Below are 21,296 nucleotides of genomic sequence, written 5' to 3' on the forward strand. Positions count from 1 at the left end.
AGCACGACGTGAACGTCAGACGCCCGGCAACGTGACGAGGAAGACCTCGCCGCTCCCCGTCACCGTGACGTCGTGGTCCCTCGCTGACAGGTATGCCGCCCGCACCGGTCCCAGCGCGAGCGTCGCCTCCGAGCTGGTGAGGGTGACGTCGCCGTGGAGGCAGAAGACGATGCGGGGAGTGCCGTCACCCGGGATCGCGACCTGGTCGGGGGAGTGCAGGCGGCGCAGGGCGAAGCGGTCGGACTCGCTGGGGAAGCGCTCGGTCGCCGGCAGTTCCGGGTCGGGCTCGGCGTGACCGACCCTGCCGTCGGCGCCCGGGTCGACGATGCGCAGGAGCTCGGGGACGTTGAGCTCCTTGGCGGTCAGTCCGGCCCGCACGACGTTGTCGGAGTTGGCCAGCACCTCGATGCCGAGTCCACTGACGTAGGAGTGCAGGACCCCCGCCGGCACGTCGATGTAGTCGCCCGGTTCGAGGACCCGGTGGTACATGAGCAGCAGCACGGCCAGGCCGATGTCGTCCGGGTGGTCCTCGGCGACCGTGGCGATCGCCGCGCACTGGTGCCCCTCGTCGTCGGGGCTGGCCGAGACGCGCACGCAGGCGGCGACGAGCTCGCGGGCGAAGCCGGTGTGCTCGCTCGCGGGGGTGGCGAGGATGGCGGCGAGGAGGGCGTGGCAGGGCTCGGGTCGGGTACTCGCCGCCTCGACGAGGGCCGTGAGCCGGGGCATGGCGAGGCGCTTGGCCAGGGAGGCGACCTCCTCGGGAGGGCGCATGCCGACGAAGACGGTGAAGGGGGCGATCGCGACGAGCATCTCGGGTTTGGCCCAGTCGTCGACGTAGGTGGCGTCGGCGCGGCCGGCCGCGCGGTCCTGGTCGCGGACGAGTCCGGCCTGCTCGGCGGTGGGGTGTGCCTGGATGGAGATCGCACGTCCGGGAGCGAGGACCTTGAGGAGGAAGGGGAGGCGCCCCTCGAAGTCGGTGGCGCACCGGGCCCCCAGCTCACCGGCCGGGTCGGCGCGGATGACGTCGGCAAGGGTGGTGGCGACACCGTCCCGGGTGATGCCGCAGGGCCCGCTCTCGTGGGCGCCCATCCACAGCTCGGACTCGGGCTCGGCGCTCGGGATGCTGCGTCCCTGAAGGCTCGCGATGGACACGTGCGAGCCCCAGGCGTCGGTGAAGAGCACCGGCTCCAGCAGATCCATCGGGCCATCGTAGGTGTCGGGATGGCTAGCCTGACCGATATGTCAGACATTGCGGGATTCTGGGCCGTCATCCCTGCCGGCGGGGCGGGGACGCGCCTGTGGCCCCTCTCGCGGGCCGGTCATCCCAAGTTCCTCCATGACCTCACCGGCTCGGGCCGCAGCCTGCTCCAGGAGACGGTCGACCGCGTCAGCCCGCTGGCAGCCGACCGGGTCGTCGTCGTCACCGGGGCCGCCCACGCGAGGGTGGTGCGCGACCAGCTGCCCGACCTCCGGGCCGAGCAGGTGCTGGCCGAGCCGGCACCGCGCGACTCGATGGCGGCGATCGGTCTGGCCGCCGCCGTGGTCGAGGCCATGGACCCGGAGGCGGTCATCGGCTCCTTCGCCGCGGACCACGTCATCCCCGACAGTGCGGCCTTCCACGCCTGTGTCGCCGAGGCCGTGGAGGTCGCCCGCACGGGTTTGGTCGTCACCATCGGCATCGAGCCCACGCATCCCTCGACGGGCTTCGGCTACATCCAGATGGGGGCCCCGATCCCGGGGGTGGCGACGGCCCGGCGAGTGCGCCAGTTCGTCGAGAAACCGGACTCCGGCCGCGCCGCGGCCTACTTGTCCACGGGTGAGTTCCGTTGGAACGCAGGGATGTTCGTCGTCCGCGCAGCGAGCCTGCTCGACCTGCTGCACCGTTGGCACCCCCAGCTGGCCGACGGTGTGCGAGCCATCGCCGCCGACCCGGGGCGGCTCGAGGAGATCTGGCCGACGCTCGAGAAGATCGCCATCGACCACGCCGTCGCGGAGCCTGCGGCCGACATCGGCGTGGTCGCCGTCGTCCCGGGCGACTTCGCGTGGGACGACATCGGTGACTTCTCGAGCCTCGCGTCACTCCTGCCCGAGCCCGAGCTGGGTCCGCGCGTCCTCGGTGACCCTGCGCTGGTCCACTCCGTCGACTCCACCGGGCTGGTGTCACCGCGTGGCGGCCGCCCGATCGTCGTCGTGGGGCTCGAGGACGTCGTCGTCATCGACTCCGGCGACGCGGTGCTCGTGACGACCCGGGGCCGGGCCCAGGACGTCAAGCAGGTCGTCGAGCAGCTCAGGGCGCTGGGCCGCACCGACCTCACGTAGCGAGAGCACACAACGTTCACAAAAGCGTGAATACCTCTAAACTCGGGTATGCCGTCCCGCTCGCCGTCCGTGTCCGCCTCCCGTGACCGTGGACGTGCCGCCGCCCGCAGGGCTGGCGACGGAGGTCCGGGGGTGAGCCGTGAGGAGTCGCACGCGGTCGTCGAGCGGCTCGGTGCAGCCCTCTCGGGCGCCGGGTTCCCACCCATGCCGTCACGGGTCTTCGCCGCGCTCCTCGTCGACGACGACGGGCGGATGACGGCGGCCGAGCTGGCCCGGGAGCTCTCCGTGAGCGCGGCGGCGGTGTCGGGAGCGGTGCGCCACCTCGGCCACGTCGGGCTGCTCCGTCGTGAGCGCGAGCGCGGGGGCCGGAAAGACGTCTTCGTCGTCCTGGACGACGCCTGGCACGGCGCGCTCGTGAGCACCGACCAGGTCCATGCGCCCATCGTGGCTGCGCTCGCCGAGGGCGTCGACCACCTCGGTGCCGAGAGCAGTGCCGGGGGGCGGCTCCAGCTGTCGCGGGAGTTCCTCGAGTTCGTCTCAGCGGAGATGGGCGGCATCCTCGAGCGATGGGACGCCCACAGGCGCACGAGATGAGGTCGGGCGCACGCGCCACCCCCAAGTAGCATGGGGGTCCTCATGACTGACACCCTCACCACGCTCGGCGCCAGCGTCGCGTCGGCAATCCCAGAGCTCATCGCGATCCGCCGTGACCTCCACGCCCACCCCGAGCTGGCGCGACGCGAGACGCGGACGACCGACATCGTCGCCAGACGGCTGCAGCAGGCCGGCGTGCGCGTCCGCCGCTTGGGCGGCACGGGACTGGTTGCCGACCTCGGAGCCGAGCAGGCGGCATACCGGGTCGCCCTGCGTGCGGACATGGATGCGCTGCCGGTGCAGGAGCAGACCGACCTCCCCTTCGCCTCGACGACCGACGGGGTGGCGCACGCGTGTGGCCATGACGTCCACGTCAGTGCTCTCCTCGGTGCGGTGCTGGCGCTCAAGGAGCACGAGGAGGTGCTGCTCGAGCGGGGCACCGGCGTGCGCGCGATCTTCCAGGCGGCCGAGGAGGTCATCCCCGGCGGCGCCCACGAGGCCATCGCCGAGGGCGTCATGGAGGGGGTCGACGCGATCTTCGCCATCCACTGCGACCCTTCGCTCGACGTCGGGCAGGTCGGGCTGCGCGAGGGACCGATCACCGCCGCGTGCGACCACATCCGGGTCAGCCTCACCGGTCGGGGCGGTCACACGTCGCGTCCGCAGCTGACCGAGGACCTCACCTATGCGCTCGCCAAGGTCGTCACCGACGTCCCGGCCGCACTGTCCCGTCGGCTCGACCCCCGCGCGGGGGCGGCACTGGTCTGGGGAGTGGTGCGTTCGGGGACGGCGAGCAACGTCATCCCGAGCACGGGCGAGTGCAGCGGGACCCTGCGCATGCTCGACGCGAACGCGTGGCTCACCGTGGGACCCCTGCTCGACGAGATCGTGCAGGCGGTCGTCGCCCCCTATGGCGTCACGGCCACCCTCGAGCGGATCAAGGGTGTGCCGCCGGTCGTCAACCAGGCGGACGCGATCGACGCGCTGCGGTTCGCCTGCCTCGGCTCGGGGCTCCAGATGGCACCGACCGTCCAGTCGCTCGGCGGTGAGGACTACTCGTGGTACCTCTCGCACGCCCCCGGCGCCATGGCGCGCCTGGGCACGCGCACCCCGGGTGGGCGCACCTACGACCTGCACCAGGGTGACGTCGTCATCGACGAGGACGCCATCGGTTGCGGCGCGCGGCTGCTCGCCACGGTCGTCGTGGCCCACACCGTCAAGGCCGGTGGCGACACGCTCGCCCTCGGTCACCTCGAGGAGCAGGCAGGCGCATGAGCGACGTCGACTGGGATGCATTGCGCGACAGGGCGATCGAGATGACGACCCACTCGTACGCGCCCTACTCGAACTACCGCGTCGGCGTCGCCGGGCTCACCGACGACGGCCGCATCGTGGCCGGCTGCAACGTCGAGAACGCCGCCTACGGCGTGGCCCTCTGCGCCGAGTGCGGCATGGTCTCCGAGCTGCACGCCACCGGCGGCGGTCTGCTCGTCGCCGTCTACTGCGTGGACGGGCGGGGAGAGGCACTCATGGCCTGCGGTCGCTGCCGCCAGCTGCTGTGGGAGAACGGCGGCGCCGGGTGCCTCGTCATGACGCCCGAGGGCGTCCGCACCATGGAGCAGATCCTGCCGCAGGCCTTCGGTCCGGAGAACCTCAGCCAGATCTGAGGGGCTCGTGGCGGGTGACATGATGACGCCATGAGCGAGAGTTTCGACGCCGTCGACGTCATCACCACGAAGCGCGAGCACCGTGAGCTGACCGACGGACAGATCAGCTGGGTCATCGACGCCTACACCCGCGGTGTGGTGGCCGACGAGCAGATGAGCGCCCTTGCGATGGCGGTGCTGCTCAACGGGATGAACCGCCGTGAGATCGCCACCTGGACCGCCGCGATGATCGCGAGCGGCGAGCGGATGGACTTCTCGTCGCTGTCCCGCCCGACCGCCGACAAGCACTCCACCGGTGGCGTCGGCGACAAGATCACCCTGCCCCTGGCGCCCCTCGTCGCCGTCTTCGGCGTGGCCGTTCCCCAGCTCTCCGGTCGCGGTCTCGGCCACACCGGCGGCACGCTCGACAAGCTCGAGTCGATCGCCGGCTGGAAGCCCGACCTCTCCAACGAGGCGATGCTCAGGCAGCTCGACGAGGTCGGCGCCGTCATCTGCGCTGCCGGCTCCGGCCTGGCACCCGCCGACAAGAAGCTCTATGCCCTGCGCGACGTCACCGGCACGGTCGAGGCCATCCCGCTCATCGCCAGCTCGATCATGAGCAAGAAGATCGCCGAGGGCACCGGCGCGCTCGTGCTCGACGTCAAGGTCGGCTCCGGCGCGTTCATGAAGAACCGCGAGGACGCGACCGAGCTCGCCCGCACCATGGTCGAGCTCGGCACCGACGCAGGCGTCAGGACGGTCGCGCTGCTCACCAACATGCAGACGCCACTGGGGCTGACCGCCGGCAACGCGCTTGAGGTCCGCGAGTCGGTCGAGGTGCTCGCCGGTGGCGGGCCCGAGGATGTCGTCGAGCTGACGGTGGCACTGGCTCAGGAGATGCTGCAGGCCGCCGGTCGCGACGGTGACGACGTGGGCGCTGCGCTCAAGGACGGTCGCGCCATGGACGTCTGGCGCCGGATGATCTCCGCCCAGGGCGGCGACCCGGACGCCGAGCTGCCGGTCGCCACGCACTCCGAGGACATCCTCGTGCCGGCCGACGGTGTGCTCACGCAGCTCGACGCGTATGCCGTGGGGGTCGCCGCGTGGCGACTCGGCGCGGGTCGCGCACGCAAGGAGGATCCGGTGCAGGCCGGCGCAGGCATCGAGCTGCACCACAAGCCGGGCGGGTCGGTGCGTGGCGGCGAGAGGCTCATGACCCTCCACACCGACACCCCCGAGAAGTTCGAGCGGGCCAAGGAGGCCCTCGAGGGCGGCTTCACCATCGCGCCCGAGGGGTCCCGTCCCGACCTGCTCCCACTCGTCATCGACAGGATCTCCTGATGAGCACCTCCGCCCCGGTCGTCTCCGCCGACATCGTCAAGCGCGCACCCAAGGCGTTGCTGCACGACCACCTCGACGGTGGCCTGCGGCCGCAGACCATCATCGACCTCGCAGCCGAGTCCGGCTACGACGCGCTGCCCGCCACCGAGGCGGACGCGCTGGGACGCTGGTTCCGCGACAGTGCCGACTCTGGGTCGCTCGTGCGCTACCTCGAGACCTTCAGCCACACCGTTGCCGTGATGCAGACCCCTGACCAGCTGCGTCGGGTGGCGCGCGAGTGCGCCGTGGACCTCGCCGCGGACGGGGTGGTCTATGCCGAGTCACGCTTCGCCCCCGAGCTGCACGTCGAGAAGGGTCTGGCCCTCACCGAGGTCGTCGAGGCCGTCCTCGAGGGCTTGCGCGAAGGTGAGGCCGAGGCGGCAGCCGCCGGCACGCCCATCCGCATGGTCTCCCTGCTCACCGCCATGCGGCACGCCGCCATGAGCGACGAGATCGCCGAGCTGGCGGTGCGCTACCGCGACGAGGGCGTCGGGGGCTTCGACATCGCGGGCGCCGAGGCCGGGTTCCCTCCGAGCCGCCACCTGTCGGCCTTCGAGTACCTCCGCCGTGAGAACGCCCACTTCACGATCCACGCGGGCGAGGCCTTCGGGCTGCCGAGCATCTGGGAGGCGATCCAGTGGTGCGGCGCCGACCGTCTCGGTCACGGGGTGCGCATCGTCGACGACATCACCACCGAAGGCGACACGCACACGCTCGGGCTCCTCTCGGCATACGTGCGGGACACCCGGATCCCGCTCGAGATGGCGCCGACGTCCAACCTGCAGACGGGTGCAGCCGAATCCATTGCCGCCCACCCGATCACGATGCTCAAGGACCTGCGGTTCCGGGTCACGATCAACACCGACAACCGGCTCATGTCGGGCACGTCGATGTCCCGCGAGATGCAGCAGCTCGTCGACGAGGCCGGCTGGACGCTCGACGACCTGCGCTGGGCCACGATCAACGCCATGAAGTCGGCGTTCATCCCGTTCGACGAGCGGCTGGCGATCATCGAGCGGGTCGTCAAGCCGGGGTATGCCGCGTTGTCCGCGGCGACCTGAGGCCGCTCAGGCTGCGACGGGAGCCGCGGCCGGCTGGTCGCTCTCGGCGACGTCGCCGGTGACCCCGGCCCGCGCGGCTCGCCCACCCACGACGAACACGTAGGCGAAGAAGAGCGCCTCTGCCACCACGCCGATGAGGATGCGAGCCCAGGTCGGCAGACCTGACGGCGTCACGAACCCCTCGATGCCGCCACTGACGAAGAGCACGACGACGAGGCCGAGGGCGATGGCCGCGGCGGTTCGGCCCTCGGCGGCGAAGGAGTCGAGCCGGCTGCGGGAGCCCGGCTCGATCCACGACCAGAAGAGCCGCAGACCCACCGCCGCAGCGACGAAGACGGCCGTCAGCTCGAGCAGGCCGTGGGGGAGGATCAGCCCGAAGAAGAGCGATCCCCGGTCGTGGCTCACCATGAGTGCGCCGGCGATCCCGACGCCGATGACGTTCTGCGCGAGGATGTAGAGGACGGGCAGGCCGAGCACGCCGAGGGCGATGCACTGCGCCGCCACCCAGGCGTTGTTGGTCCACACCAGGGTCGCGAACTCGTGGTGGGGGTACTCGGAGTAGTAGTTCTCGAAGTCCGTCCCGACATAGGCCTCGATCTCGGCGGGTGTCATCTGCTGGGTGAAGACCTCCGGGTGTCGCACGGCCCACGCGCCGACGACCACGGCCAGCAGCACGCTGGCGATCGTCGTGGCGAGCCACCAGCGTCGCGTCCGGTAGAGCGCGGCCGGGAAGGTCTGGGTGAAGAAGCGGCCCGCGTCCCCCCACGACGTGGTCCGGGACCCGGTCGCGGTGTGCCGGGCGCGCGCCAGGAGCGTGGACAGATAGCTCACGAGCGAGGGGTCCGGGCTGGCCGAGCGCACGACCGACAGGTGCGTCGACACCCGCTGGTAGAGATCGAGGAGCTCGTCGGACTCGGCCCCCGAGAGTCGCCGCCGACCGACCAGCTCCTCCAGGCGGCGCCACTGACCCACGTGGGTGGCGATGTAGGCGTCGAGGTCCACGTCGCCACTCTATGCGTCACCGGCACGCACCGGACTCGGCACAAGTACTCTCGACGGCATGAGCGTGGACGGGGGATATCGCACCTACGCGGGTGAGGACCTCGTCACCGGCGAGGGCGTCTCGGTCGAGGTCCCCGTGGCGGGCGTGCTCAGCCGGGTGGCTGCTCGCCTCATCGACCTCGTCATCACGTTCGTGCTGGCGGTCGGCGCGTTCTTCGTCGCCGGCTCGCTCGTCGGACTGATGTCGGACGCCGTGGGCACGGCTGCAGCGATCGTCCTCATGGTGGGTCTGACCGTGATCCTGCCGGCCGTCTTCGAGACCCTGACGCGCGGTCGCAGTCCCGGCAAGTATGCCCTAGGCCTGTGCACCGTGCGTGACGATGGTGGACCGATCACGCTGCGTCACAGCGTGATTCGTCACCTCGTCGGCTTTGTCGAGTTCTATCTCCTGCAGGGCGCCCCCGCGATCATCGCCGCCGTGGTCCACCCGCGGGCCAAGCGCCTGGGCGACATGGCAGCCGGCACCTACGTCATGTCGTTGCGCCACAAGCTGGAGCTGACCGCACCTCCCGAGGCACCGCCTGCGCTGGAGCACTGGGTCCGCGCGACCGACATCGGCCCGATGTCGGCGTCGCTCTCGATCGCTGTGCGCCAGTTCCTCACCCGCACCGGGGCCCTCACGCCTGCATCGCGTCAGCACCTCGGCGACGACCTCTGCGCCCAGGTGCTGCGCCACGTGTCACCCCCACCACCCCCCGGCGTGCATCCGGAGTGGATCCTGCGAGCGGTCCTCGCGGAGCGGCGTCGCCGGGACCTCGACCGCATGCTCGCCGACGGCGCGAGGGCCCAGCGACTGCTCCCGCCCGACCCGCTCGGCTGAGGTCAGAGGAGCCCCTGACGCTTGAGCGCGAGGTAGTGGTCCACCAGGGCCAGCGGCAGCCTGTCGGGGGTCTCGTCGAGCACCTCCACCCCGAGGGACCGGAAGGCCCCGGCCGTCCGGGCACGCAGGCCCACGGTGCGCTCGGCCGCCGCGGCGGCATACACGTCCGTCGCGGTGTCCCGCCCACGACGCAACGCCTCGACGGCGGGGTCGGCGACCGAGGCGATGACGACGCGGTGCCGTGAGGCCAGGGCGGGCAGCACCGGGAGGAGTCCCTCCTCCAGCGCGGACGACTCCAGGGGTGTGATGAGCACGACCAGCGCCCGCTGGGTGCCGACCCGGGTCACCTCGGTCGCGAGCAGCCGCCAGTCGGCCTCGATGAGCTGGGCGTCCACGGGCGCGAGCTCTGAGATCGCGTCGTGGAGGACGCCGACCCGGTCGTGTCCCGAGACGTGGGCGCGCACGACCCGGTCGCCGGCGATCACGTGGACTCGGTCGCGTGCGTGACCGGCGATGGCCGTGAGGAAGAGCGCGGCGTCCATGCCCGAGTCGAGCCGCGGGGCGTCGCCGATGCGTCCGGCGCTCGTGCGGGACGTGTCGATCACGATGATGATGCGGCGGTGCTGTTCGGGCTGCCAGGTGCGCACGACCAGGTCGCGGCGTCGGGCTGTCGCCCGCCAGTCGATGGAGCGCACGTCGTCGCCCTCGACGTAGTCGCGCAGGGAGTCGAACTCCGTCCCCTGGCCACGGGTCCGCATCGCCGCGCGGCCGTCGAGCTGTCGGAGCACTGCGAGTCGACTGGGGATGTGCCTGCGTGACGGGAACGGATGGAGCACCCGGAGCCTTCCGGGCACGTCGACCGAGGACTGACGAGCGCCCAGCCCGAGCGGTCCCCGCAGGCGCAGGGTGACCCGGTCCGCGTCGCGGTCGCCACGTCGCGTCGGTGTGAGGGTGGTGGTGAAGCGTGCGCGTTCACCCCCGGGCAGGCGGAGGGGGTGGCGCGTCAGCTCGGCCCCAGCCGAGGGCGGCCAGGCGTCACGCAGCAGGCCGCGGGCCGTGCGCGACCCGGGGTTCGTGACGAGCAGTGACGTGCTCACCGACTCCCCGAGCCGCACGGTGGTCGGCGCCGATCGGTCGAGCTTCATCGAGCGCGGTGACGGCGCGAGGATCACGTCCACGGCGATGACCACGGCGCACAGCAGCAGCCACAGCCACACCGTCGACGCGGTGGGCCGCAGCACCACCGGGACGATGCCGAGGAGGACGAGCCAGAGAGCCCGGGAGGTGAGAGCCATGGGGGTCGGCGAGGGTCAGCGAGGGACGGGGACGGAGCCAAGGGCGCTGTCGAGGACGGCGGACACGTCGACGCCCTCGAGCTCGGCCTCGGGTCGCAGCGAGAGCCGGTGGGCCAGGGTCGCGTGCGCCAACGCCTTGACGTCGTCGGGCGTGACGTAACCCCGACCGTTGAGCCAGGCCCAGGCCCGCGCCGTGGACATGAGGGCGGTGGCCCCACGAGGGCTCACGCCGAGGGAGAGCGACGGGGAGGTGCGCGTCGCGCGGGCGATGTCGACGACGTATGCCGCGATGTCGTCACTGACCTCCACCTGCCGCACCGCGTCGGCCCCGGCTTCGAGATCGGCGGCGGAGGCGACGGCGCCGAGGCCGGCTGCACCGAGGTCACGCGGGTCGAACCCGTCGGCGTGGCGGCGGAGCACCGCGACCTCGTCGGCGCGGGGCGGCAGCGGCAGCGTCACCTTGAGGAGGAAGCGGTCGAGCTGCGCCTCGGGCAGGGGATAGGTGCCTTCGTACTCGACCGGGTTCTGGGTCGCGGCCACCATGAACGGCGGCGCCAGCGGGTGCGGGTGGCCGTCGACACTGACCTGCCGCTCCTCCATCGCCTCGAGGAGGGCCGACTGCGTCTTGGGAGGCGTGCGGTTGATCTCGTCCGCCAACAGGATGTTGGTGAAGACCGGCCCCTGACGGAAGGTGAAGTCGCTCGTGCGCGAGTCGAAGACGAGCGAGCCGGTGAGGTCGCCCGGCATGAGGTCGGGCGTGAACTGCACCCGCTTGGTCTGCACGTCCAGCGCCTGCGACAGCGAGCGGACGAGGAGGGTCTTGGCCACGCCCGGCACGCCCTCGAGCAGGATGTGGCCACGGCACAGCAGGGCGACGAGCAGGCCGGTGACGGCGGCGTCCTGCCCGACGACGGCCTTGGCGACCTCGGTGCGCACCCGCAGCAGGGCGTCACGTGCCTCCGGAGCGGCGGCCTGACGCGCGGCGGGCTGGCGGGCGGTGGTGTTCTCGGTCATGGGCGGTGAGCCTTCTCCTCGAGGTCGGACAGGTCCTGGGCGAGCCGCACGAGCGCGGCGTCATCGGTGGGGTGGGGGCCGGCGACGAGGTCGAGCACCTCGCGCACGGGGCGGCCGGTGGCGGCGGAGATGGCGCGGGCGACGGTCTCGACGGAGTCGCCGCGACGCAGGCCGAGCCGCGCGCGGAGCCGGTCCAGGGTGGCGATTCGCAGGACGATGGCGGCCCGCGGCCGGTCCTGGGCCCGGCGATAGAGCCGGCCGCGGCTCTCGGTGGTCTCGACGGCGCGCACGACGACGGGCAACGGCTCGCGCACGAGTCGCCCCAGCCGACGGCCCCGCACCACGGACAGCAGGATGAGGGCCACCGAGCCGAGCGCGAGCGTCGGCATGAGCCACCGTGGCAGGAGGGAGCCGTCGTCGGCGCCGGCGCCGTCGACGAGGTCCGCGACGTCGGGTTGGTACCAGACGAGCCGGGACGAGGCACCCATGAGCCGCAACGCGATGGCGGCGTTGTCCTCATCGGTGATCGCCCCGTTGGCGAACCCCGTGGTGCTCCCCACGATGGTCATCGGCGGGTGTTCCGCGGTCGGCGGCAGCTGGAGGAGACCGGCGCCGTGCTCGCCCTCACCGCTCTCGTCCCCGTCCTGCGCCTGGAGCGTGAGCGGGAAGCAGACCTCGGCCCCGGTGAGGACGCTGCCGGGCTCGTAGCGGGTGTCGATGCCGACGAGGGAGTCGCCCTCGTCGACGGTGCCGATGTCACAGCGGCTCTCGACCTGGATGGCCGCCCCGACGGGCAGGGCGGTCGCGTCGGCTCCCAGCGCTCGCAGCTGGGCGGTCGACGGGGAGAGCACGACGATCCGGTCGACCTCGCGCGACTCCCGTCGCAGGGTCGCGGCTGCCGCGGTGCCCAGGTTGGACGTGTTGGCGATGACGACGCTCGTGTCGTCATCGCGCTCGCGGAGCGCTGTCGTGACGTCCTCGACGGAGGTCGCCGTCTCGACGTCGACACCGTTCTGCTCGAGGACGGCGACGAGCGCTGCCCCGCCTGCCGGGCCGACTCCCTCGGGCTCCATCGCGTCACCCGGGGGCGTGGTCGCGATGGCGATGGCGGCGAGTGCGCCCACGCCCACGGCGACGACGAGCGCCCACAGTCCCGCGCGACGCCACCGGGGCACCGCGTCCACGGCGTTCACGGCCTGGCTCCAGCGGGCGCCAGCCCGGGGCGGGCACGACCCAGCCGCTCATCGAGAGCGAGCACCGCACGGGCCTCGTCCTCGGTGGCGGAGTCGTGGCCGTAGCGCACCGCGTCGAAGCAGTGCGCACTCGCACTGAGGGCCTCGCCCTCGCCGGCGAACGCCCTCGACAGCTCGAGCGACGCCTCTCGCGCGGTGCGTCCCGGCAGCTCGTCGAGGATGGTGCGCTCCACCCCGGAGGCGACGATGGCGCGATAACCGTCGAGGACGACCGTGTCCCAGTCCCGTTCCAGCACAGCGCTCTGCGCACGGGCCCGGTATGCCGTTGCGTCGACTCCGCGCTCATCGAGGACTCCGCGGTCGGTTCCCGAGCGGCGGGCCCGAGCCTCCGGTCGGAGGAACAGGACGACGACGAGGACGAGGACGACCAGGGCCAGGACGACGACGAAGCCGAAGACCCAAGAGGGCAGCCCGGGGCCGGTGCTGTCGAAGAGACCGAGCAACCAGTCGCGGAAGCGGTCCCAGAGACTCGGCTCCACGGCATACCGAGGTTTGGCGAGCTCGTCCTCGAGAAGCCGACGGCCCTCGCTCCGTGACGGGTCGAGGGGAGGCGTGTCGAGGTGCGCGAGTCGAGGCGTCATGCCTCGGCACGTGACCACGGTGCTGCGGCCGTGCCCTGCGCGGTCTGGATGAGGTGGACGTCGAGCCCTTCGCGCCGGATGCGGTGGTCGACATAGAGGAGGGCGTCGATCCCGGCGGTGACGGGGGTCGTGATGGCGCCGGCGACGACGCCACTGAGGCCGGTGATGACGGCCTGCCAGACGTACATCTGGTCGAGGGGGATGCCGGTGAAGGCCAGGGCCGCGCCGAGGATGGCGAGCGGGGCGGTGATGAGCGAGCCGACGACGCCGATGGCGATGGCTGCCAGGACCCGGATGCCGAGCAGGCGCCAGAACACGCTGCCGCCGCTCAGCCTCCACGAGCGGGCGAACGCCTGGGTGATCCCGAGGTTCTCGAGGACGACGGCGGGTGTGACGAACGCGAGCCGGGTCCACAGGAAGAGCGTCGCGACGATGGCGAGCAGGACGGCGAGGACGAGCAGGCCGACCCCGGCCACGACGGTGCCGTCGTTGCCGGCCGTCCCTCCCGCGACGAGGAGGATGATCGGTATGGCGACGATGGCCGCCATGGTGCCGATGAAGATCGCCGAGGTGAGCAGGGTCGCACCGATGAGGGCGCCGATGCGGCGGCTCGTCCCGCGCCATGTCTCTGCTGCGCTCACCTTGCGTCCGAGGACGGCCTGGCCGATGACGTAGGCGAGGAACCCCGCCAGCAGGATGGTCGAGAACCACGAGCCGATCGACGGGACGAGCGAGCCGAGAGAGCCCACGAGCCCGGCGGTGTCGCTCGTGACCGACTCCTCGAGCGAGACCGACTCCTCGTTGCTCGACACCCAGGCGCCGAGTGCGGTGAACGGCACAAGGAAGATCAGCGAGGTCAGCGCGGCGAGGCCCACCGTGGCGGCGACGTTGCCGCGGACGGCACGGAAGACGCCACCGAAGAGGTCGTTCATCGTCAACGGTCGCAGCGGGATGATGCCCGGCCGGAAGTCCATCGGCGGGCGCTGCTGGTACGGCGGGACGTGCTGGGGTTGCGCATGCTGTGGGTGCTGTGGGTTCTGGGGCTGCTGCCAGGCGCCCGGTGCCGGCTGGGCCCAGGCCGGTGGGGTCGGGACGTACCTCGCCGGTGGGGCCGATGGGGCTGGCGGACTCGGCGGCGGAGACGGCGGATCCTGTCGGCCGGCATCCCCGCCGGGTGCGGTCCAACCCTGCTCGCTCATGCGCTTCTCCCCGTGGCAGTGACTGGTCTTGACCCTAACCGAGCGACGACGTCGCCGTGCCACGGATCTAGGCTTGTCCGATGGACCCTGCCACGCTCGCCGAGACCATCCGCAGTGCTGCGTTCGGGACGACCCAGCTGCGAGGGGGATACGACGAGGTCGCGACCGACCAGCTCCTCGACGAGCTGGTGCGCGCGGTGCAGGGTGGCGCGTCGGGCACGGACGTGGCGGCCATCGCGAGCAACGCGAAGCTCCCGACGACGTCGATGCGACGAGGTTATGAGTATGGCGAGGTCGACGCCTTCCTGGACGAGGTGGTCCGTCAGGCCACCGGCGCGGGCGCACCCACGGACGCGCCCGTGACCTCGCAGCCGCCGCCTGTCACCGCTGGCAGGGAGCGCCCGGCACTGGGCGCCCGGCTGGTCCGGCTCCTTCGCGGAGACTGATCTCGTCCCGCGCCGCAAACCCCCGCCCTCAGGACTGGAGCGCGGACTGGGCCAGGCGGGCCTCGACGTCCTTGGCGCGGGCAGACTCCGCCCCCAGCGCGACCTGTCGACGCACGACCTCGGGTTCCGCCCGCATGAGCGCGAGCCCGCGCCGCACGAGCACCATCGGGCTCTTGCGTCGCTCCTTGAGGTCACGCGCGAGGCGTCGCACGAACGTCACGAACGGCCGGTGGTGGATGCACCACGCGCTGTGCAGGACCCCGGCCTCGCGCAGGGCGGCGACGATCTCCGCGGCGAAGATCCCCTCGGCGAGGACGAGGTCGTCCGGTGCAGCCTGCACCGTGGTCGTGTCGACGGCCCGGCTCAGCGAGATGTCATAGACCGGGGTCCACGTCGAGCCGGTGTCGACGAGCTGGACGAGCGAGTCCACCGCCGTCGACGCGCTCCAGGAGTCCGGGTGGTCCCAGTCGATGATCCCGAGCTCGTCGCTGCGGGGCATCGAGGGGTCGTCCTCGTCGCGATAGAAGTCATCCAGCCGGACGATCGGCCACCCGTGGGTGGCATGGAGTCGCTCGGCCAACCGCGACTTGCCGGCCCCGCTCGGCCCGGCGAGGACGACGACCCGCGCGCGGTGGTCCGGGATGCTCACCGGCCCTTGGGGTGCCAGACCGTCTTGGTCTCGAGGAAGGCGGTGAGTCGGGACAGGTCGGGAGTCGCGGTCCAGTCGGGCTCGACCGCAGCCGGGCCGGTGCCCGCAGGCCGCAGGACGCGCTTGAGGTTCTCGGCGCTGGCCTCCTCGAGGGCACCCCAGTCCACCCCCTCGGCGCCAGCGGCACCGGCGAGGTCGATGGCGTTGACGTCGCGGTGGCTCGCGAGCCACGGAGCGATCTCGGCCGCCCTGCCGGTGATGATGTTGACGACGCCGCCGGGCACGTCCGACGTGGCGAGGCACTCGGCGAGGGTGATCGCCGGCAACGGCCGGTCAGCACTGGTGACGACGACGACAGCGTTGCCGGACACGATGACCGGCGCGATGACGGACACGAGGCCGAGCAGGCTCGACTGCTGGGGCGCGAGCACCGCGACGACACCGGTCGGCTCGGAGGCCGAGATGTTGAAGAACGGGCCGGCGACCGGGTTCATGCCGCCGAGGATCTGGACGTACTTGTCGGACCACCCGGCATACCAGACCCATCGGTCGATCGCCTGTGACACCACGGCTTCCGCCGCTGCGGCAGTCAGCCCCTCGGCGTCGCGCACCTCCTGGACGAGCTGCGGCCGACGGGCCTCCATGACCTCGGCGACGCGGTAGAGGACCTGACCGCGGTTGTATGCCGTGGCGCCGGCCCAGCCGGGCTGCGCAGCTCGCGCTGCCGTGACGGCGTCGCGCGCGTCCTTGCGCGAACCCTGCGCGGCGTTGGCGAGGAACTGCCCCTTCTTCGCGGCATACACCTCGTAGGAGCGGCCGCTCTCGCTGCGGGGGAACTTGCCGCCGATGTAGAGCTTGTAGGTCTTCTTCACATCAACGCGGGTCATGACTGCGTTCCCTTCACGTAGGGCTCGAGGCCGTGTCGGCCGCCCTCACGCCCATAGCCCGACTCCTTGTAGCCGCCGAACGGGCTCGTCGGGTCGAACTGGTTGAACGTGTTGGCCCAGACGACACCGGCCTTGAGCTGGTCGGCCATCCACAGGATGCGCGACCCCTTCTCGGTCCAGATGCCTGCGGACAGGCCGTAGGGCGTGTTGTTGGCCTTGGCCACGGCTTCCTGCGGGGTGCGGAAGGTCAGCACCGACAGGACCGGGCCGAAGACCTCTTCCTGCGCGATGCGGTGCGTCTGTGTCACCCCGGTGAAGACCGTTGGCCTGAACCAGAATCCCTTGCTCGGGAGCTCGCAGCCGTTGTCCCAGCGGACGGCACCCTCGGCCTCGCCGACGTCGGTGAGCGCGACGATGCGGTCGAGCTGGGCACGGCTGTTGATGGCGCCGACGTCGGTGTTCTTGTCGAGCGGGTCACCGACACGCAGGGTGCCGAGGCGACGCTTGAGGCGGCTCTCGACCTCCTCGGCGATGGACTCCTGCACGAGGAGGCGTGAGCCGGCGCAACAGACGTGGCCCTGGTTGAAGAAGATGCCCCGGACGATGCCCTCGACGGCCTGGTCGATCGGGGCGTCGTCGAAGACGATGTTGGCGGCCTTGCCGCCGAGCTCGAGCGTGGCCTTCTTGCGGGTGCCGGCGATCGCGCGGGCGATCATCTTGCCGACCCCGGTGCTGCCGGTGAAGGCGAGCTTGTCGATGCCGGGGTGGTCCACGATCGCCTGGCCGGTCGGGCCCGCGCCGGTGACGATGTTGACGACGCCCGGGGGGAGGTCGGCCTGCTGGCACACCTCGGCGAAGAGCAGCGCTGTCAGCGGCGTCGTCTCGGCGGGCTTGAGGACGACGGTGTTGCCGGTCGCGAGGGCCGGGGCGATCTTCCAGGCGAGCATGAGCATGGGGAAGTTCCACGGGATGATCTGCCCGACCACACCGTGGGGCTGCGGGTTCTCACCACCGGGCAACGCGGCATACCCGAGCTTGTCGGCCCAGCCGGCGTTGTAGAAGAAGTGCGCCGCGGCGAGCGGGATGTCGACGTCGCGGCTCTCCTTGATCGGCTTGCCGTTGTCGAGGCTCTCGAGGACCGCGAACTCGCGGGCGCGCTCCTGGAGGATGCGGGCGATGCGATAGAGGTACTTGCCGCGGTCGGCGCCGGACATCTTGGACCAGACACGGGTGTATGCCGTCCGCGCGGCCGCGACTGCGTTGTCGATGTCCGCCTCGCTCGCCACGGAGACCTCGGCGAGGACCTCCTCGGTGGCGGGGCTGATCGACTTGAACGAGTCGCCGCCCTGCCCATCGCTGAATTCGCCGTTGATGAAGAGTCCGTAGGAGCTCTTGAGGTCGACGACGGCGCGGGACTCGGGAGCCGGTGCGTACTCGAACGTGGGCATCAGGCTTCGTCTTTCGTTGTCACGGGCTCAGTAGGCCGTGGAGGGGGAGTCGTCGGCGATGTAGTTGGCGCCCGAGTAGGCGCCCGTCGTCATCCGCTGGCGCTGGAGGAGAAGGTCGCCCAGCAGGCTGCTCGCGCCGAAACGGAACCAGTGGTTGTCGAGCCAGTCCTCACCCGCGATCTCGCTCACGGTGACGAGGAACTTGATCGCGTCCTTGCTCGTCTTGATGCCACCGGCGGGCTTGACGCCCACCTGGGTGCCGGTGAGGTCGCGCCAGTCGCGCACCGCCTCGAGCATGATGAGCGTGACGGGCAGGGTGGCAGCGGGCTGGATCTTGCCGGTGCTCGTCTTGATGAAGTCGCCACCGGCGAGCATCGAGAGCCAGCTGGCGCGGCGGACGTTGTCATAGGTGTTGAGCTCGCCGGTCTCCATGATGACCTTGAGGCGGGCGTCGCCGCAGACCTCCTTGACCGCGGCGATCTGGTTGAAGACCGTGAGGTAGTCGCCGGAGAGGAACGCGCCGCGGTCGATGACCATGTCGATCTCGTCGGCGCCGGCCCTGACCGCGTCCTTGGTGTCGGCGAGCTTGACGGCCAGGCTCGCGCGGCCGCTGGGGAAGGCCGTGGCGACGGCTGCGACCTTGACCCCGCTGTCGCCCAGGACCTCCTTGGCGGTGGTGACCATGTCGCCGTAGACGCAGACGGCGGCCGGGCGGGGGGTGCTGAGGTCGCTCGGGTCGGGGAGGAGCGCCTTGGCCGCGAGTCCGCGGACGCGACCCTTGGTGTCGGCGCCCTCGAGCGTCGTGAGGTCGATCATCGAGATGGCCAGGTCGACGGCCCACGCCTTGCTCGTCGTCTTGATCGAACGGGTGCCGAGGTCGGCCGCGCGGGCCTCGCAGCCGACCTGGTCGACGCCCGGGAGGCCATGGAGCCAGCGCGTCAGGGACTGGTTGGTCAGCCGCGAGACGTCGAGCAGGTCTCGGGCTCGGGCCGTCGGGTCGAGCGTCGTCTCAACGGCCGCTTTGGTGGTACTCACTCCGGGAGTCTATCCGCCGGGAGAGCGTGCCGACGGAGCGTAGGAGGTGGTGGCCCGCGGGGCTGTCGAACCGTTCCGTGGTGGCTGCACCGACCCAGGGTGTGCGGTTGCCCGACCAGAGGACGTAGTCGATGCGCTGGTTCTTGTCGGTGGTCGGGGTGGTGAGGCGGCAGGCGCAGTCGTGCTGGGAGCCGTCGTAGAACTCCCCGGTGCCCCCGACCTCGGGCCCGAGGATCTGGCTCATGATGGGTGTGTTGTTGGGGTTGTCGCCGGCTGAGGTCATGTTCAGGTCGCCAGCCACGACGACGGCCCACCCTGCTGCGCGGTAGGGCCGGGTGTGGTCGATGATCGCCTGGACCTGCGGACCGCGCTCGGGCTGGGTGCCGCGTCCCCCCGATGTCGGGAAGGCCGACAAGTGGGTCGAGCAACCCAGGGTCGGGATGCCCTCGCGATGGAACTCGACGCAGGCCATGCCGAACTTCTCCACGCCGTCGGCGTTGTTGTTGGGGTAGTCCGGCGTCATCGTGGGCCGGTTGGCGGCTCCGGTGTAGATGACGAGCTCGCCGATCCAGTCGCCACCGCACCCGGGGTTCTTGCTGTTGCCGAAGTGCAGCTTGCGCGGGTGGTAGGCGAAGGTCCAGCTCGGGTGCTGTGCCTGCAGTGCCTCGAACCATGGCCGGCAGACCTCCTGCACGGCCACGAGCTGGGGTTCGAATGCGTCCACCTGGTCGACGACGAAGTCCCATGCGGCAGGAACGTGGTCGGTGTTGTGCTGGATCACCCGGAGCTGCGCGGCGGACGCTTCCGCACCCCGTCCTTGACCCGGCTGAGGACTCGCTGTGGCGATCCCTGGAAGCACGGTCAGCGCGGCGGCGGTCAGGAGAAGGAGGGTCAGTCGAAGGCGTCGGGTCACGTCCGTCGACGTTAGGCAGACCATGCGAACACGAGCCGACGCCCGCGTGAGAACCACACGACGATCAGGCGACCCGCATCTCGACGTCCTGGGTGAACCAGTCGTCGGGTGGGTCGGGGATCCAGCCCTCCCACGGGTCGTTGGGCAGGGGCAGGTCCTGGAGGTGGACGTCGCTCACCCGGTCGTCGGGCACGGGTTCGGCTGCGGCCCAGCCCTCGCCGAGGATCGGTGGGGCGGTGGCGTCGTGGACTCCGCCGGTCGGCGTGGTGATGCGTATGCCGTGTGCCCCAGTCCCGTCGAGGCCGGTGGACTGGACTCTGACGTGCCACCCGGGTTCTTCCTTGACGAGGTTGTGGCGTTTGCAGAGCCCAGCGCCATTGGCTCCCGCCGTGGCGCCGTCGGCATGGACCGCGCGGACGTGGTCGGACTCGACCGCGGGCGCATCACACCAAGGGACGCGGCAGGTGGGGTCGCGCAGCTCCAGGAAGCAGCGGAGGCCGCCGAGGAACCGGCGACGCCTCGAGTCCATCGCGACGAGGTCGCGCCCGGACGGGTCGGTGAACAGCCGCCGCAACCACACGGTAGTCGCGCAGCTCTTGCCACCGGCGCCGCGTGCGACGTCGGCTGCGTCCGCATGATCGAGCAGTGCAGCGATGTGCGCACGCGCCTCGGCTCCGGGGATCGGACCCCACCCGGGGATCGTGGCCACGTCGTCGGCGGGTGCCTGCCCGCCGAACGCTGCCGGGAGCAGGACGTTGTCGGTCATGACGAGGTTGACCTCGACCGGTTGCGGCTGGCCCTTCGCCCGGCCACTGAGGAGCTCGAGGGCACGGTCGGCGAGCCAGGCGCCCTTGCCCCTGGTGTCGGCGCGGGCGGCTGCTGCGGCTGCCTCCCACTTCTCCGCGGGCAGGTCGGGATCGATCTGGTGGCGCCTGGACTCTTCGGCGGCCAGGGCGACGTAGGCGCCGATGACGTCCTTCAGCGGCCCCAGGATCGACAACCAGGCCATCCCATCCGCGGCCGGGCGGACACTCACACGACGACTCGCGACAGCGCGGCGGTTCCGCTCCGCAAGAGACTCCGCGTCCAACGCGGCACCGGCACGCCGGGCCGCACCCGCCAACGCCTTGTCCCCCAACGACCCGATCGTCGGAGCCAGCCGCCTGTCGACCTCAGCGCGGTGCTCGCGCGAGAGGCAGGCGGTCTCCCGGACGACGATCATCGCCCGACGCTCGCTGATCTCCCCGCGCGTCAACGCGGCCATGGTCTCGGGCATCTCACCCACCAGGGCTTTGGCCACCCCCACGTGCTGGTCCGCCACCGTGGGCGAGCAGCGACGAGCCAACGCCAGGTCCGCCCGCACACTGCGCGAGTCCTCACCCAACGCCTCACGATCCACCACCGCAGCCGCCGTCAGTCGCACCTGCGCAGCAGCCGCCGCACCCTTCAAAGCCTCCAACGCGGACACCGCCGCGACCCGCTCCGCCTGAGTCAAACCCTCCGGGTCCACACCCATGAGGGAGGACACGAAGGACCGGACCTGAACCTCAGGCCCTCCGGGTGCTGCTGTCCCCTCCATACCCCAAATCATACACCTGTTCGACGACACTCATGGGAGTTGTCCACAGCGAATCCCGCTGTTGCACAGCGCATTTGCGCCCCCGTGCAGGTGACGGAACAAGGGCCCAGCTCCG

21 protein-coding genes are annotated in these 21,296 nt (G+C 71.2%); 8 read left to right on the forward strand and 13 right to left on the reverse strand.

What is annotated here, in order from left to right; genetic code table 11:
- Window positions 1-15 precede the first annotated feature (15 nt).
- Window positions 16-1,200 (reverse strand): mannose-6-phosphate isomerase, class I, encoded by a 1,185-nt coding sequence (manA, locus tag ACFQW8_RS12635; RefSeq protein ID WP_380087851.1) that lies wholly within the window; start codon window positions 1,198-1,200, stop codon window positions 16-18.
- A gap of 39 nt (window positions 1,201-1,239) precedes the next feature.
- Here manA and ACFQW8_RS12640 point away from each other — a divergent pair, with 39 nt between their 5' ends.
- Genes ACFQW8_RS12640 through ACFQW8_RS12665 form a run of 6 tightly spaced genes read left to right on the forward strand, consistent with a single transcriptional unit; the run spans window position 1,240 to window position 7,000 of the window.
- Window positions 1,240-2,319 (forward strand): mannose-1-phosphate guanylyltransferase, encoded by a 1,080-nt coding sequence (locus ACFQW8_RS12640; RefSeq protein ID WP_380087853.1) that lies wholly within the window; start codon window positions 1,240-1,242, stop codon window positions 2,317-2,319.
- Between the two features lie 48 nt (window positions 2,320-2,367).
- Window positions 2,368-2,913, forward strand: a complete 546-nt coding sequence (locus ACFQW8_RS12645) for a GbsR/MarR family transcriptional regulator (protein ID WP_380087855.1) — start codon at window positions 2,368-2,370, stop codon at window positions 2,911-2,913.
- A gap of 42 nt (window positions 2,914-2,955) precedes the next feature.
- Window positions 2,956-4,188, forward strand: coding sequence for an amidohydrolase (locus tag ACFQW8_RS12650; RefSeq protein ID WP_380087857.1), 1,233 nt, complete (start codon window positions 2,956-2,958; stop codon window positions 4,186-4,188).
- The gene (locus ACFQW8_RS12655) at window positions 4,185-4,580 is read left to right on the forward strand and encodes a cytidine deaminase (protein WP_380087859.1); all 396 of its coding nucleotides are present in this window, start codon (window positions 4,185-4,187) and stop codon (window positions 4,578-4,580) included. The genes ACFQW8_RS12650 and ACFQW8_RS12655 overlap by 4 nt, the downstream gene beginning before the upstream one ends.
- Window positions 4,581-4,610: 30 nt before the next feature.
- A complete protein-coding gene (locus tag ACFQW8_RS12660; protein WP_380087860.1) occupies window positions 4,611-5,900 on the forward strand; it encodes a thymidine phosphorylase in 1,290 nt (429 codons plus the stop codon).
- Window positions 5,900-7,000 carry an adenosine deaminase gene (locus tag ACFQW8_RS12665; protein ID WP_380087862.1) on the forward strand — a complete coding sequence of 367 codons (1,101 nt, stop codon included), beginning with the start codon at window positions 5,900-5,902 and terminating at the stop codon, window positions 6,998-7,000. Before ACFQW8_RS12660 ends, ACFQW8_RS12665 begins: the two co-directional genes overlap by 1 nt.
- A gap of 6 nt (window positions 7,001-7,006) precedes the next feature.
- On the opposite strand, the gene ACFQW8_RS12670 is transcribed toward ACFQW8_RS12665, so the two are convergent.
- A complete protein-coding gene (locus ACFQW8_RS12670) occupies window positions 7,007-8,002 on the reverse strand; it encodes a stage II sporulation protein M (RefSeq protein ID WP_380087863.1) in 996 nt (331 codons plus the stop codon).
- A gap of 58 nt (window positions 8,003-8,060) precedes the next feature.
- Here ACFQW8_RS12670 and ACFQW8_RS12675 point away from each other — a divergent pair, with 58 nt between their 5' ends.
- The gene (locus ACFQW8_RS12675) at window positions 8,061-8,882 is read left to right on the forward strand and encodes an RDD family protein (RefSeq protein ID WP_380087865.1); all 822 of its coding nucleotides are present in this window, start codon (window positions 8,061-8,063) and stop codon (window positions 8,880-8,882) included.
- 2 nt (window positions 8,883-8,884) lie between these two features.
- Here the strand turns inward: ACFQW8_RS12675 and ACFQW8_RS12680 are convergent, their stop codons facing one another.
- Genes ACFQW8_RS12680 through ACFQW8_RS12700 form a run of 5 tightly spaced genes read right to left on the reverse strand, consistent with a single transcriptional unit; the run spans window position 8,885 to window position 13,999 of the window.
- Window positions 8,885-10,177, reverse strand: coding sequence for a DUF58 domain-containing protein (locus ACFQW8_RS12680; protein ID WP_380087867.1), 1,293 nt, complete (start codon window positions 10,175-10,177; stop codon window positions 8,885-8,887).
- Window positions 10,178-10,192: 15 nt separating this feature from the next.
- The gene (locus ACFQW8_RS12685) at window positions 10,193-11,191 is read right to left on the reverse strand and encodes an AAA family ATPase (RefSeq protein ID WP_380087869.1); all 999 of its coding nucleotides are present in this window, start codon (window positions 11,189-11,191) and stop codon (window positions 10,193-10,195) included.
- The gene (locus ACFQW8_RS12690) at window positions 11,188-12,384 is read right to left on the reverse strand and encodes a DUF4350 domain-containing protein (protein WP_380087871.1); all 1,197 of its coding nucleotides are present in this window, start codon (window positions 12,382-12,384) and stop codon (window positions 11,188-11,190) included. The genes ACFQW8_RS12685 and ACFQW8_RS12690 overlap by 4 nt, the downstream gene beginning before the upstream one ends.
- The gene (locus ACFQW8_RS12695; RefSeq protein WP_380087872.1) at window positions 12,381-13,025 is read right to left on the reverse strand and encodes a DUF4129 domain-containing protein; all 645 of its coding nucleotides are present in this window, start codon (window positions 13,023-13,025) and stop codon (window positions 12,381-12,383) included. The genes ACFQW8_RS12690 and ACFQW8_RS12695 overlap by 4 nt, the downstream gene beginning before the upstream one ends.
- On the reverse strand, window positions 13,022-13,999 hold the full coding sequence (locus tag ACFQW8_RS12700) for a hypothetical protein (RefSeq protein ID WP_380087874.1): 978 nt from the start codon (window positions 13,997-13,999) through the stop codon (window positions 13,022-13,024). The genes ACFQW8_RS12695 and ACFQW8_RS12700 overlap by 4 nt, the downstream gene beginning before the upstream one ends.
- 305 nt (window positions 14,000-14,304) lie before the next feature.
- Here ACFQW8_RS12700 and ACFQW8_RS12705 point away from each other — a divergent pair, with 305 nt between their 5' ends.
- The gene (locus ACFQW8_RS12705; protein WP_380087876.1) at window positions 14,305-14,670 is read left to right on the forward strand and encodes a DivIVA domain-containing protein; all 366 of its coding nucleotides are present in this window, start codon (window positions 14,305-14,307) and stop codon (window positions 14,668-14,670) included.
- A gap of 28 nt (window positions 14,671-14,698) precedes the next feature.
- Here the strand turns inward: ACFQW8_RS12705 and ACFQW8_RS12710 are convergent, their stop codons facing one another.
- From ACFQW8_RS12710 to ACFQW8_RS12735, 6 genes are all read right to left on the reverse strand, one after another.
- Window positions 14,699-15,319, reverse strand: coding sequence for a uridine kinase family protein (locus ACFQW8_RS12710; RefSeq protein WP_380087877.1), 621 nt, complete (start codon window positions 15,317-15,319; stop codon window positions 14,699-14,701).
- Window positions 15,316-16,206: an aldehyde dehydrogenase family protein gene (locus ACFQW8_RS12715; RefSeq protein WP_380087878.1), complete on the reverse strand. Its 891-nt coding sequence runs from the start codon at window positions 16,204-16,206 to the stop codon at window positions 15,316-15,318. The genes ACFQW8_RS12710 and ACFQW8_RS12715 overlap by 4 nt, the downstream gene beginning before the upstream one ends.
- Window positions 16,203-17,654, reverse strand: a complete 1,452-nt coding sequence (locus ACFQW8_RS12720) for an aldehyde dehydrogenase family protein (RefSeq protein ID WP_380087879.1) — start codon at window positions 17,652-17,654, stop codon at window positions 16,203-16,205. The genes ACFQW8_RS12715 and ACFQW8_RS12720 overlap by 4 nt, the downstream gene beginning before the upstream one ends.
- A gap of 27 nt (window positions 17,655-17,681) precedes the next feature.
- Window positions 17,682-18,689: a deoxyribose-phosphate aldolase gene (deoC, locus tag ACFQW8_RS12725; protein ID WP_380087880.1), complete on the reverse strand. Its 1,008-nt coding sequence runs from the start codon at window positions 18,687-18,689 to the stop codon at window positions 17,682-17,684.
- A complete protein-coding gene (locus ACFQW8_RS12730; protein ID WP_380087881.1) occupies window positions 18,664-19,602 on the reverse strand; it encodes an endonuclease/exonuclease/phosphatase family protein in 939 nt (312 codons plus the stop codon). Before ACFQW8_RS12730 ends, deoC begins: the two co-directional genes overlap by 26 nt.
- Window positions 19,603-19,666: 64 nt before the next feature.
- The gene (locus tag ACFQW8_RS12735; RefSeq protein WP_380087882.1) at window positions 19,667-21,181 is read right to left on the reverse strand and encodes a DUF222 domain-containing protein; all 1,515 of its coding nucleotides are present in this window, start codon (window positions 21,179-21,181) and stop codon (window positions 19,667-19,669) included.
- Window positions 21,182-21,296 lie beyond the last annotated feature (115 nt).

This window comes from Knoellia altitudinis (assembly GCF_042666355.1).
Taxonomy (GTDB): domain Bacteria; phylum Actinomycetota; class Actinomycetes; order Actinomycetales; family Dermatophilaceae; genus Knoellia; species Knoellia altitudinis.